This window comes from Chitinophaga sp., from assembly GCF_039596155.1.
Lineage (GTDB): Bacteria > Bacteroidota > Bacteroidia > Chitinophagales > Chitinophagaceae > Chitinophaga.
On the sequence record NZ_JBCNKF010000053.1, the window covers coordinates 16,603 to 29,111 of the forward strand.

Genomic DNA, 12,509 nt, shown 5'->3' on the forward strand with positions numbered 1-12,509 from the left:
TTTGATCACATATATTTAATTAGTGCTGAGGGGATAACTATCATTGCTGAAAGTTTTTTCCATGAATAAGATCAGAAGAGCTGAATTCGGAATTGCTACAGGCATTTTTCTATTGCTCCTGTTTTCCTTACTCTATAAGAGTGTAGCTTACAATGTATTTGACTTGCAGCACGACTACGGCTGGAAGTTCTCGCGGTATCACCAGGTGTTTGACTACTATAAACATTACCTGTTCCCTTTATTAGCACATATTGTTATTGTATACTTTTCTTTTGTGCTTGTGCACAATGTAATTGTACCGCGATTTTATGAGAAACAGCGGTATCTATCAGGTGGATTATTGTCATTACCTGTACTGATTGTCTTGTTTTTCACCATTTGGGTATCTAATACATGGTTGTATGGATACTTGTTTGGGGTATACAAAACTGTACGCGGTGTGCATACGCATTGTGCGAAGGCGGCATTTCTACTGACGATTTTTTATTTAGTGGTGTACCTGATCTATTATGCAGGGAGGTATTTATTCTTACAATATGCTTATGACAACCTGGTGAAGAAACCGTGGTTCCGTCAGTCATTGATAGATGGGGCGGTCATGGCGGGTATTATTGGTTTTTGGGTGATCATGACGCGGGGAGATGATCGTGGTTTTGCGATGATGGTGCTTTGTGTGGGGATCTTTTGTGCGTTCATGTACTTTGTGGCGATGCTCAGGATATATCCACGTTATTTAGTGCATCGGAATAAGAAGGTTTTATTTCAGGAGATAGTTGGATTCTGGGCTATTTCTTTTGTATGGATGCTGGTAGTGGCTTTGCAGGCGCGTTATAATGGCGGTGGCATGTATGCTGCGGGTATAGTGATTGTAACGCTGGTAACAGGTGTCGCGATTTTACCTGCGGCCTGGTGGATCTTTAAGGCGAGGAATGAAAGAGTGTCTACTTTACAAGGTTTGCGACAGGCATTGACGCATACGGAAGCAGGGTTGGATTTTTTACGTTGGCAGATCAATCCGCATTTTTTATTTAATGCGCTCAATACGCTGTATGGTACTGCTTTGCAGGAGAATGCTTCTGCGACAGGGCACGGTATTCAGCAGTTGGGTGACATGATGAGATTCATGTTGCACGATAATACACTGGAGAGTATTCCACTGGAAAAAGAGATTGCATACCTGCAGAATTACATTGCTTTGCAACGACTGCGTACGCAGGGCACACCAGATATTATTATCGATGTGAATATAGATGAAGCGTTATGTGAGCATAACATTGCACCTATGTTGTTGATTCCATTTGTGGAGAATGCGTTTAAGTATGGCATTAGTCAGCGGAATAAGTCCAGGATCAATTTGTCTTTGTCTTGTACCAATGATAAGATCTATTTTGATGTGTACAATAGTATTCATGCAAATAAGAGTATAGAGATTGAGAATGAGAGCATGGGCATCGGCATTAATAATGTGCGGCAACGGTTGAATTTGCTGTATCCCGGGCGTCATGATCTGAATATACGGGAGACGGGGACGGAGTTTTTTGTACACCTGACATTGGTGGTTGGTCCGGCTAAAAATGATGTGTTATGAAACTGACAGCGATTGCGATCGATGATGAACAGGTAGCGCTGTCGGTGATTCGTACACATGCGCAGCAGGTAGATTTCCTGGAGGTGCAGGGATATTTTACGGATCCGTTTGCGGCGTTGGCTTACCTGGAAAAGGCGCCGGTGGATTTAATCTTCCTGGATATAAAAATGCCGGACATATCCGGGTTGGAATTGATGACTACGTTGCCCGGTGGGCCGTTGGTGATCTTTACAACGGCGTACAGTGAGCATGCGGTACAGAGTTTTGAGTTGGATGCGGTGGATTATTTGCTGAAGCCATTTTCGGAAGAAAGATTTTTGAAGGCTTGTAATAAGGCGAGGGGATTGCTGGAGATGATGGAGAAGAGTGCAAGGGCTGATGCACCCAATTATGTGATGGTGAAGAGTGGGTACGAGCAGTATAAGATCCTGCTGAGAGATATCTTGTACCTGGAGAGTGCAGGGAATTATATTTCTTTTGTGACGAGGGAGAAGAAGATCTTATCAAGATTGTCTATGCAGGAGGCATTGGCTTTGTTGCCACAGGCGTTGTTTACAAGAGTACACAGGAGTTTTATAGTGGCGAATGAGAAGGTGACGCGGGCGGACAGGAGTAGTTTGTATGTGGGGGAGATGGTGGTGCCGATAGGGGCGGCATATGCTGAAGCGGTGAGCCAGGTGCTTAAATAGAACAGGAAAAATGGAGAATAATTTTTACTAAGCATATATAGCGCTTTCCGGAGCACTATATATGCTTAGTTTTTTTAGGGAATCAACCCTGATAGTGTTTTGTTATAACTGGATAAATTTCCACTGCTGGTTGTAACTTGAACCAGCAGGCCATTGTTGCAGGGTAGATCCGTTGGTCGTCTGACCACCGGTATCAAGGCATTTACCTGTAGTCAGGTTAACTATTCTATAATAGCCGTTGTCTGTAGCAACGAATGTCCATCGCTGGGTGTTATTAGAAAAACTGAGTGCTTTTTGCAGTACAGCGGAGCCATCGGCGGTATTACCACCTACATCCAGGCAATTTTTCCCCGTTACGCAACTTAAGGTATAATAACCATCTGTATAGCTCACATTCCATTGTTGATTGGCACTTGTTCCATCCTGCCATTGTGCTACACTGGCACCATCTGTTGTACTTCCAAGATTATCAAGCATCAGGTTGCTGGCCCTGTTCTGCAGTTTAAATCTCCCGTCAGCGATGGGTCCTCTCCATTTGGGTGCTGCCGTAAGGCCCCATGACCATCTGAACATATTGGCGCAACCAGGATTCACTTCCACAAGGTTATTATTCGCCGAAAACCAGCGATAGGTGTCAATATCATTGACGCCTGACCAGGCAATGGTACCTATCATGTTATCTTTTGAATAAGCCAGGGATCCTGTCAGGAAAGCCTGGTCTTCATATACGCCGGTATCCCACTGCCACCAGAAGCTGACTTTACGGAATGTTTCAATGCCCACTTCTGTAATTACTGTCCTGGATGCGTAAGCGCCCACTTTACCTGATACGATGTTGTAGTAACTTGACCATACATTATAAGAGCCATAAAACCACCAGTAACAGTGTAGTCCAAGATATTGACTGGTTAACCGGCTGTCATTACCTACAGAGATCACTTCTCCTGCATATCCTGTTCCATCCAGGATACATTTCCAGGAAGCAGGCGTCAGCTGATTTAAAAAGTTTGCATATAGATTGCAAAGATCAGTGCTGGAATAGTCTACAGGTTCGTTGATGGGCTCATACAATACAGCAGCATTGTTTTTATAAACAGTATCTACTTTTTTCCACATGGTATACCATTGCGTGGAGTCAGGAACATGATGCACGCCGTCGGGCCAATAGCAGAGAATTACCTTACAACCTTCTGCTACGATCGCATTAATAGCCGCCTGGTATACTGGCCAGTAAGATGTACTGCTGGCAGTGAGCGGTGTAATAGGCATTCGTACGGTTGTACCGCCGGCCTGTTTCAAAGAATCGGCAATTCGTTTTCCTACAGCTGCCGCATTTGTTGCGGTGATGGTAGCGGTTAGTCCGCTTGGTGTGACAACCCTGGAGGGGGCTTCATTGCCATTGGGGTCTGCCCAGTTGATGCCTCGCAGACTATTGGTATTTGCCGGTGTGCCGGCAGCCACCGCAGCCAGGGAGGAAGCCTGAATTTTGTCCAGGACTGTTTCCTTTTTTGAACAGGAAGTTAAGATAGCTAGTAAGCAAATGAATAGAATAATTGGGTTTCTTTTCATAACGGAGATATTTGGGTTTGATGATAAAATTCATACGAAACAAACTAAATTACTTCAATAGTGATCCGGACGCTGTATGTTCCGGATCACTTTGAAAATTAATGTAGCATCCGGGTGATTAATAGCCTGGATTATTGGGTAGTAAATTCTTATTGATATCTATATCAGCCTGAGGAATGGGCCACAACCAACCTTTTGACGCATCGAATGTTCTTGTTTCCACCTTTACCTGTTTGAAGGTCCAGGTAGCAGGGCTGGCAGGGTTTGACAACAATGCTTTATCATAGCCATATACATCATGTACAAGGGATTTATCCTGCCATCTGAGCATATCGGCATAGCGTGTGCCTTCGTTGTAAAATTCTACTCTTCTTTCGTGGCGTACAATATTCCTGAGCTGAGCCTGTGTCAGTCCTATTCCTTCAACGGATTCCACTGTTGGCATATTTACCCGGGCTCTTACTTTATCGATCAGTGTATATATTTCCGGGTCTGTGCTGCCGGATTCGATCAGTGCTTCTGCCCGCATCAGGTAGATATCTGCATAGCGCATCAGGATGGTGTTAAGAGAACAGTTGTTGACATCTGCAATGCCCAGCGCCGCGTATTTGCGAGGTCGTGCGCCACAGGGTACCTGGTCTACGGCAGGGATGAATGTAGATGATCCGAATGATGAACCGGGCAATACTACTGATGCTGCCAGCCGGGGATCACGGTTTTTAAAAGGATCCTGGTCATTATAGCCAGCGTTGGCATCTGTAATGGGCAACCCGTTGGTCATGTAATATGAGTTGATCAGGTCTGCAGTTACATTTGCGGTAGGCCAGCTGCTGAGAGATAAAGCAGATGAGGGCCATGGCTGGGACTGGGTAGTAGGGATGTACTGGATATCAAAAATAACTTCAACATTATTTTCGTGGGCTTCATCAAACAGAGTTTCATAGTTTGAAAACAGGCTGTAAGCGCCCAGGTCGATCACATCCTTTGCAGCCTGTGCTGCTTCGGCCCATTTTTGATTATACAGCAGGGCTTTTGCTTTGTAAGCCATCGCGGCGCCTTTTGTGGCACGGCCTACATCTGTACCGGAGTAGGAAACAGGCAAGGCGGCGGCTGCATCATTAAAATCTGCAATGATCTGAGTAAGTACTTCACTTTTTGCTGTTCTTGATACGTAGGCTTCTGACAATGCCAGCACTTTTGTAATAAGTGGCACATCCCCGAAATAGGTGATCAGGTCGGCGTATGCATATCCCCTGAGGAATTTAGCTTCGGCAGACATCTGTGTTTTCACTGTTTCACTTACGGTTGCCTTACTGATGTCCTGGAGGAATTCGTTTGCCCTGGAGATGATGGTAAAGTCCATTGTCCATTTAGCAGAAGGTGCCCAGCTGGAAGTATTGGTGAGCCATTCGCCGACTTCCCTGGAGCCCTGCCAGGAGTCCTGGCAGTAACCATTATCGGACATATAATCGAACTGGTAAAAATGGGATGGTGTTGCATTAGGCTGAATGGCATTGTAGATACCAATCAATGCCTGCTTGCATTGCGACTCGTTTTGAAAGAATGTAGCGGGAGAAAGCCTGTCCTTTGGTGTTTTGTCAAGAAGATCTTTCTTACAACCCAAAATAGACAAAGCAAAGAAGAAAAGAGTTATTTTATATATGTTTTTCATGAACTGCCCTTTTTAAAAGTTAACACTTGCACCCATTGTCATAATACGAACCTGTGGGAAAGCCTGCGCCCTGGTTTGATCAACTGTTTGCTCGGGATCAAACCCTTTGAATTTTGTAATTGTAAAAGCGTTTTGCACATTTCCATAGATCCTGAGGGAGCTGATACCTGCCCTGGAAAGAATTTTTGGGCTGATAGAGTAACCCAGTTCGATATTTTTCATGCGCAGGTAGGAAGCATTTTCCATGTAGAAAGACGAATGGATATTATTACGTGCACCATCTAAAGTGAGTCGTGGCAGGGTATTGGAAGGATGATCAGGTGTCCATCTTTTCAGCCACCAGTCGCCCATATTTGCAAATCCGCTGAATGGTGTTGCAATTTCATAATAGGTATATCCCTGTATGCCCTGCACACCCTGTAAAAACATACTCAGGTCAAATCCTTTGTACTCCATGTTGATATTGAATCCATAAGTAAGCTTAGGAAACTGATTACCTATGATGGTGCGGTCATTATTCATGTCCACTACCTTATCGCCATTCAGGTCTTTATACTTGATATCGCCTGGTTGCGCGGTATAGTTGGAGACCTTTACTACGTCAGGTTTCAGTGTATAGTCGCGTTGCGCATAAGGGATTGACTGATCGCTGTTATTTTGCCAGGTAAAGTCAGATATCTGGTATATGCCGTCCATTTTGTAACCATAGAATGAGTTGATGGCAGCGCCGGTCTTGATCGCTTTGGGTGAAGTGAGCTGTTCGGCGACGTCCATTCTTACAATCTTATTGACCATATGGGAGGCGTTGATTGTTGCCCTTAATTTGAACCCGCTGGCAAAGGTTGTTCTATAGGTGATGGCGGCTTCGATCCCTTTGTTCTGTACCTCGCCGGCATTGGCATATGGTGCAGATTGCGCCATCGTGAGGGGGATAGACTGGGTCAGTAGTAAGTCCTTTGTTCTTTTGTCGAAATAGTCGGCAGTGATCTCAAAGTTTTTCTTCAGGTACATATCAACACCAAAGTCGAGTTGTTGAGCAGTTTCCCAGGTAAGATCTTTGTTGGTCATAGCGGTGATGGCGACGCCGGAATACAGGGAACCGCCCAGGGAGTAGTTTTGCCCGGATGTGAGGATATCGCTGCCATTGTAATAATTATTGATGTTCTGGTTGCCGAGTCTGCCCCAGGAAGCGCGGAGTTTAAGCAGGTCGATCCAGGTCAGGTTTTGCATGAAGTTCTCTTTTGAGATCACCCAGCCTGCTGAGAAAGAGGGGAAGGTGCCCCAGCGGTGTTCCTTTGCAAACCTGGAAGAGCCATCTCTCCGGATGTTAGCTTCAAACAGGTACTTGCCGTCAAAGACATAATTCAGGCGGCCGAAATAGGAGCGCAGGCCGAGGTCGTAACTGCCGGCATTATTTGTTTGGGTAGAAGGATCGCCAAGATTGAGCACACGTTGCGTGTTATTAACAAATCCTGAGCGGTAAGCGCTTTCCCAATCGTAGGTAAATTCTTCTTCAGAGTAACCGCCGAGTAAGTTGAATTCATGTTTGCCGAGCACTTTGTTGTATTTTAACAGGGAGGTCAGCAAGGTTTGAACGTCTGTTTCGTTGGTCACATTCAGATTGGAGACGAGGTTGGTAGTGGTACCGCTTTCATTGTATAATGTAACATTTGCATGAAACGCATTTGCTTTTGAATTCATGACATTATAGCCGTAGGTGACCTGGGCGCTCAGACCGTCAATTATTTTATATTCAGCTTCCACCTGTCCGTTGAAATTGTATCGTTTGGTCAGCGCAGTGCTCCCTTCTTTGATTTCCCCATAGTAGTTTCTTTCTCCGTTGACAGATACCCATTGCCCGGCGGCATTGCGTAAAGGGTGAATAGGAGCAAGCGTGGCATACCATTCAGCATTCCACAGGTCAGTTGGTTCATTTTTTACACCCAGGTTGCCAGCTAATTTCCCGGAAAAGCGGAGTCTTTTATTCTTGAGGAAATAGGCATCAATATTTGACCTGAAGTCAGTTTTCTTATAACTGGTACCTACCAGGATACCGTCCTGGTTCAGGCGGCCGAGCATAAAAGCATAGTTGACATTATCGTTTCCCCCGGAAATGCTCAGGCGTTGATTCTGGATATTAGCATTGCCGTAGTACACTTTGAAATAATTGATGTCCGGATACATCAGATCATTGTGTGCAGCGTACTTAGCGATGACAGAATCAGCATATTTTGCTGTTCCGCCGGAGTTGACAGAGGCTTCGTTATATAATGTGGTATAATCTACCGCGTCTAAGACATGTGGCAGCCTGGTTGGATTTTGCGAACCATAATAGACAGTATAATTCACCCGTAATTTACCTGCGACGCCTTTTTTGGTGGTGATGAGGATGACACCGTTGGCGGCCCTGTTACCATAGATAGCGGCGGAAGCGGCATCTTTTAGTACGGATATGGATTGTATGTCATTGGCATTGACATCATTGATATTACCTGGGAAGCCATCAATCAATACTAAAGGTGTATTGTCGCCAAAAGTACCTACCCCACGAATATCCAGCACAGCCCCATCATCGCCGGGCTTCCCGGAGCTTTGCAAAGCATATACCCCTGCTACAGTACCCTGCAATGCCTGACCGGGATTGGTTAATGGCCGGCTTTCCATGTCTGTCATTTTAACAACGCCGACGGCGCCTGTCAGGTTTGCTTTTTTCTGTGTACCATAACCTACCACCACAACTTCGTTCACATTCTGGCTGGCGGATACCAACGATACATTCATGATACCGTTGCCATTTGCCACAATCTCCCGTGTAAGAAAAGAGATATGATTGAATACCAGGGTATCGCCGGCAGCTGCCGTCAGGGTGAACTGCCCCTTACTGTCTGTTACGGTGCCCTGGCTGGAGTGTTTGATCCTTACTGTCACCCCTGGTAATGGGTCCGTACCGGAAACCACCTTGCCCGTAATCTTCGATTGCTGGGCAGAAAGTGTCATGTACGGCAATAGGAAAAGAAAGATGCTTAGAAATCTTTTCATAACGAGAATCTGTTTAAGTAGGTTAAAATGAAATACTGCTCTCTGAGTTATTGAGTCCGTCTATATATAGACGGATACAAAGCAAGCATTAAATTCATTGGTAGGTACAGGGGTAAATCGTATAAAATAGGGGGTAAAATCATTTATTTTTAACAGGCTGTTTGTTCTCTTTTTCCAAGGTTTCTTCCAGCGCCTTTATTTTAATGTCTAATTGACAATTAAATACGATGAACGTGTTTGTTTTTAGGGGGGGTGGTTGCTATGGATGAAAGATATGTCGGGTTAAATTTTTAACGAAAGGCGATATACACTTGTTGAAGGTGCCAGTATTTTATCTTTTTTATATACGTGGTGTCAACCGGATTTGTTGGCATAGATAGACATGCACCACCCGGAAAACCATTTATGATAGGGAGATGCTATGTTTTTTACATCTTTGGGCTATCTTTTTTATCTACTCTATCCGGGCCAGTAGGATTTTTTGTAATTTCCGTTTTGTAATTCAGAATTATGGGCTTGCTTGAAGTTAGAAACTTACGTAAAGATTATGCCTCGCATACAGCTGTAGATGATATTAGTTTTGTTATCCCTGAGGGTAGCATCTTTGGGCTGCTTGGACCCAATGGCGCAGGTAAAACCACCCTGCTCCGAATGATCACCGGCATTTTTTATCCCGATCAGGGAGAGATACTTTTCAAGGGCAAAACTTTCCACCCGGAAAATGACGTGCATGCCATCGGCTATATGCCGGAGGAAAGAGGGCTGTACAAGAAAATGAAGGTAGGTGAACAGGCGCTTTACCTAGCGCAGCTGAAAGGCATGACGGAGAAAGAGGCTAAAGAAAAGATCAAATATTGGTTCGATAAGTTTGATATCAACGCATGGTATAATAAGAAAGTAGAGGAATTGAGTAAGGGCATGCAACAGAAGGTGCAGTTTATCTCCACTATTATTCATGAACCTTCGTTGTTAATCCTGGATGAACCTTTTTCTGGTTTAGATCCGATCAACTCCAACCTGATCAAGCAGGAAATTTTTGACCTTGCACTGAATGGTACTACGATCATCTTTTCTACCCATCGGATGGAGCAGGTAGAAGAGATCTGTGACCGTATTATGCTGGTGAATAAAGGAAAGAAAATTTTAGATGGAGAAGTAAAGCAGATCAGGCACGATTTCAAACAAGACCTGTTCCGGATAGGATTGGGCAGAGTACCTAACTTTGCAGAGGTGATGACGTATCATTTTACCATTGTATCACAGGAAGAGAACGGGTATGTTGTGAAACTTACAGAGGGCAGTACGACGAATGATATTCTGGCACATTTTATCCGGCAGGAGATCCCTATTACATCGTTCCAGGAAATACTACCGAGTATCAATGAAGTGTTTATACAACAGGTACAGCAAATAGAAGAACCAATTAATTAATCCTATGAATAAAATCTGGCTCATCATCAAAAGAGAGTTCACCTTCCGCGTGCGCAAGCGGTCTTTTCTCGTCGTCACCCTGTTGGTGCCTCTGTTCTTTGCCGCTATGATTGTAGTGCCGGTGCTGATAGCGACCAGTGCTAGCGATGAGCAGCGCATTGCCGTGATAGATGATAGTCATTTGTTCCTGAACAAACTGCCGGATGAGAAAGGCATTTACTTTAAGTTCCTGACGGAGACGGCGATCGACACGTTCAGCAAGCATTATGAGCAATATGGGTATTCTGGTGTATTGTATATTCCTGCCATTAATATTGACAGACCTTTGGGCATTACCTACTACAGCAGCGGGCAACCGGGGTTGGGGTTGGAGAGTCATCTGAACAGGTATCTGAATAACCGGATTGAAGAGGTGCGGATGGAACAGGCGCATATTGATATTGAGCAGATCAAAGGATTTAAATCGAACCTGAGTATTGATTTCAGATCAGGGAAAGAAGAGAAGAAAGGGAGTTCAGTGATTGCTTATGCGGTGGGGTATTCCAGTGGATTTATTATTTATATCATACTGATGTTCTTTGGCATGTCGGTGATGAGGGGCGTGATGGAGGAAAAGGTGAACCGTATTGCGGAGGTGATGGTATCGAGTGTGAAGCCATTCCAGTTGATGATGGGAAAGATTGTGGGGATTGCTGGTGTGGGATTGTTGCAGTTCTCGATATGGGTGGTGTTGATCAGCATGTTGCGGTTGCTGATCCCGGCTGATATCATGAATAGTGCGGCACAGAGTAATGCGAATAACAATGCGGCGATGCTGGAGGCAGCATCACAGTTGCGCTATGTGATGGATAGTATTAATTGGGGACTGATCATTACCTGTTTTATATTCTATTTCCTGGGAGGATATTTGTTTTATGCGGCGTTGTTTGCAGCGGTGGGCAGCCTGGTGAATGAGGACCCGACGGATGTGCAGGGATTGACCTTCCCGATTACGTTGCCGATCATCATTGGGATTATGGTGATGATTGCCGCAGTGCAACATCCGGGTAGTCCATTGGCGGTATGGGGAAGTATTATCCCGTTTACGTCGCCGATGGTGATGATGGCAAGGATCCCTTATGGGGTGCCGGGTACGGTGCCTTACTGGCAGTTGGGATTGTCGATGGCGTTGTTGATAGCAGGGTTCTTAGCTACTACCTGGATAGCGGGCAAGATTTATAGAACAGGGATATTGATGTATGGAAAGAAGATCACGTGGAAAGAGGCGATTAAGTGGATCCGGTAAACGCATTTGCACCTGTGTGAAAGCGGGTATTCGCCAACATGAAAATTATACTTATTTAAAAAGAGGCTGTATCGTACTTATGATATAGCCTCTTTTTATTCGTATCCCTGACGGAGTCGGGTATCCGTTTAAGTGATTCTCAGCGCCTGTTTTACTTAAGAGCCATCCTCTTTTTAAATGTATGTGTGTTTCTCTTATGAATTTAGCCAGAGTTCTTTTTTAGTTGCCTGGAATTCGTCCCATATTTCAGCGACAACATCTGCCGCAGGCATGATCTTGTTAATGATCGCACTGACCTGTCCTACTTCCAGTTCTCCTTCGGTCATATCTCCTTCGAACATACCTTTCTTGGCGCGTCCGCGGCCTAAGAGTGTTTTCAGCGATTCATTGTCCGCACCACTTTCTTCTGCAGCTTTTACGTTGTTGAAGAATTCATTTTTCAGCAACCTGACAGGTGTCAGTTTTTTCATGGAAAGGAGGGTATCGCCTTCCTTTGCCTGGAGGATGGCTTGTTTAAAATGATCATGTGAGGAAGCCTCGGGGGTAGCGATGAAGCGGCTACCTACCTGGACACCGCTGGCGCCTAATGCGAAAGCGGCTGTCATGGCCCTGCCGGTGGCAATACCACCTGCGGCGATGACTGGAATTTTCACTGTCTGACAGACGCTGGGGATTAAGACCATGGTCGTTGTTTCTTCCCTGCCGTTGTGTCCACCTGCTTCGAAGCCTTCGGCTACGATGGCATCTACACCGGCTGCTTCACTTTTGAGGGCGAAGGCGGCGCTGGCAACGACGTGTACGACTTTGATACCTTCGGCTTTCAGCAGGGAGGTCCATGTTTTTGGATTACCTGCGGAGGTGAAGACGATGGGTACTTTGTTGGCGATAATGATCTTTACGTGCTCTTCGATATTGGGATAGAGCAGGGGGAGGTTGACGCCAAAAGGTTTGTTGGTGGCCTGTTTGCATTTGGTGATATGTTCCTGTAATACGTCAGGGTACATACTACCAGCGCCCAGCAGTCCCAGGCCGCCGGCGTTACTTACGGCACTGGCGAGTCGCCAGCCACTTGCCCAGATCATACCGGCTTGTATGATAGGGTATTCTATATGAAAGAGTTGAGATATACGGTTCATGGGCGTAAATGTAAGGAGGTTCTTTTAAACGGAAAGTGATGACAATCAGGCGGTGGGGATTTATAGATTATAGGGAATGTGTGGAAGATGGGGGCGGTTT

At 45.2% G+C, this 12,509-nt stretch carries 8 protein-coding genes; 4 read left to right on the forward strand and 4 right to left on the reverse strand.

The features are described from left to right. Nucleotides 1-61: 61 nt before the first annotated feature. Together ABDW33_RS30475 and ABDW33_RS30480 are read left to right on the forward strand one after the other, a co-directional pair. Nucleotides 62-1,588: a histidine kinase gene (locus ABDW33_RS30475; protein ID WP_343693866.1), complete on the forward strand. Its 1,527-nt coding sequence runs from the start codon at nucleotides 62-64 to the stop codon at nucleotides 1,586-1,588. Continuing rightward, entirely contained in the window at nucleotides 1,585-2,277 is a 693-nt protein-coding gene (locus tag ABDW33_RS30480) for a LytTR family DNA-binding domain-containing protein (RefSeq protein WP_343693867.1), read from the forward strand. Before ABDW33_RS30475 ends, ABDW33_RS30480 begins: the two co-directional genes overlap by 4 nt. A 102-nt stretch (nucleotides 2,278-2,379) precedes the next feature. Here ABDW33_RS30480 and ABDW33_RS30485 read toward each other — a convergent pair whose 3' ends face one another. The 3 genes from ABDW33_RS30485 to ABDW33_RS30495 all read right to left on the reverse strand — a co-directional run bounded on the left by ABDW33_RS30485 (nucleotide 2,380) and on the right by ABDW33_RS30495 (nucleotide 8,557). Beyond that, the gene (locus ABDW33_RS30485) at nucleotides 2,380-3,846 is read right to left on the reverse strand and encodes an RICIN domain-containing protein (RefSeq protein ID WP_343693868.1); all 1,467 of its coding nucleotides are present in this window, start codon (nucleotides 3,844-3,846) and stop codon (nucleotides 2,380-2,382) included. Nucleotides 3,847-3,964: 118 nt separating this feature from the next. After that, on the reverse strand, nucleotides 3,965-5,518 hold the full coding sequence (locus tag ABDW33_RS30490; RefSeq protein WP_343693869.1) for a RagB/SusD family nutrient uptake outer membrane protein: 1,554 nt from the start codon (nucleotides 5,516-5,518) through the stop codon (nucleotides 3,965-3,967). A gap of 12 nt (nucleotides 5,519-5,530) precedes the next feature. Beyond that, nucleotides 5,531-8,557: a TonB-dependent receptor gene (locus tag ABDW33_RS30495; protein WP_343693870.1), complete on the reverse strand. Its 3,027-nt coding sequence runs from the start codon at nucleotides 8,555-8,557 to the stop codon at nucleotides 5,531-5,533. A gap of 510 nt (nucleotides 8,558-9,067) precedes the next feature. Here ABDW33_RS30495 and ABDW33_RS30500 point away from each other — a divergent pair. Together ABDW33_RS30500 and ABDW33_RS30505 are read left to right on the forward strand one after the other, a co-directional pair. Further along, nucleotides 9,068-9,988: an ABC transporter ATP-binding protein gene (locus tag ABDW33_RS30500; RefSeq protein ID WP_343693871.1), complete on the forward strand. Its 921-nt coding sequence runs from the start codon at nucleotides 9,068-9,070 to the stop codon at nucleotides 9,986-9,988. 4 nt (nucleotides 9,989-9,992) lie between these two features. Beyond that, nucleotides 9,993-11,273, forward strand: coding sequence for an ABC transporter permease (locus ABDW33_RS30505; RefSeq protein WP_343693872.1), 1,281 nt, complete (start codon nucleotides 9,993-9,995; stop codon nucleotides 11,271-11,273). 194 nt (nucleotides 11,274-11,467) lie between these two features. Here ABDW33_RS30505 and ABDW33_RS30510 read toward each other — a convergent pair whose 3' ends face one another. Further along, nucleotides 11,468-12,409, reverse strand: coding sequence for a DUF561 domain-containing protein (locus tag ABDW33_RS30510; protein WP_343693873.1), 942 nt, complete (start codon nucleotides 12,407-12,409; stop codon nucleotides 11,468-11,470). Nucleotides 12,410-12,509 lie beyond the last annotated feature (100 nt).

What these genes read in the sequence shown, in the direction of transcription:
- ABDW33_RS30500 (WP_343693871.1), top strand. Translation starts at nt 9,068, where the DNA reads ATGGGCTTGCTTGAAGTTAGAAACTTACGTAAAGATTATGCCTCGCAT.
- ABDW33_RS30480 (WP_343693867.1), top strand. Translation starts at nt 1,585, where the DNA reads ATGAAACTGACAGCGATTGCGATCGATGATGAACAGGTAGCGCTGTCG.
- ABDW33_RS30475 (WP_343693866.1), top strand. Translation starts at nt 62, where the DNA reads ATGAATAAGATCAGAAGAGCTGAATTCGGAATTGCTACAGGCATTTTT.
- ABDW33_RS30510 (WP_343693873.1), bottom strand. Translation starts at nt 12,409, where the DNA reads ATGAACCGTATATCTCAACTCTTTCATATAGAATACCCTATCATACAA.
- ABDW33_RS30490 (WP_343693869.1), bottom strand. Translation starts at nt 5,518, where the DNA reads ATGAAAAACATATATAAAATAACTCTTTTCTTCTTTGCTTTGTCTATT.
- ABDW33_RS30495 (WP_343693870.1), bottom strand. Translation starts at nt 8,557, where the DNA reads ATGAAAAGATTTCTAAGCATCTTTCTTTTCCTATTGCCGTACATGACA.
- ABDW33_RS30485 (WP_343693868.1), bottom strand. Translation starts at nt 3,846, where the DNA reads ATGAAAAGAAACCCAATTATTCTATTCATTTGCTTACTAGCTATCTTA.
- ABDW33_RS30505 (WP_343693872.1), top strand. Translation starts at nt 9,993, where the DNA reads ATGAATAAAATCTGGCTCATCATCAAAAGAGAGTTCACCTTCCGCGTG.